At 69.6% G+C, this 359-nt stretch carries 1 protein-coding gene; it reads right to left on the reverse strand.

Annotation, left to right across the window (positions count from 1 at the left end):
• The coding region (locus EN850_RS34365; protein WP_145973027.1) for a DMT family transporter at window positions 1-359 on the reverse strand (359 nt) is incomplete at both ends.

Below are 359 nucleotides of genomic sequence, written 5' to 3' on the forward strand. Positions count from 1 at the left end.
GCCAGCACACCGCCGACGATGAGCGCCGCTGCCAGCCAGCGCGCGCGGGGTATCCGTTCGCGCAGCAGGAACACCGAGATCAGCAGCGCGAACAGGATCGAGGATTCGCGCAGCGCCGAGACCATCGCCACCGGCACCTGCGTCATGGCCCACAGCGCCATCGCATAGGAGGCGGTGGTGCCGACGCCGCCGGCCAGCCCCAGCGGCCAATGCTGCCGTGCATAGTGCAGCACCGCGCTGCCGCGCGTGTACACCGCCCACAGCGGCAGCGGGATACCCGATAGCAGGAACAACCACAACGTGTAGCTGAGCGCGTTGCCGGACTGGCGTGCGCCGTGCGCGTCGACCAGCGTGTAGGT

Origin of the sequence: Mesorhizobium sp. M8A.F.Ca.ET.207.01.1.1 (assembly GCF_004794715.1) — a bacterium.
Lineage (GTDB): Bacteria > Pseudomonadota > Alphaproteobacteria > Rhizobiales > Rhizobiaceae > Mesorhizobium.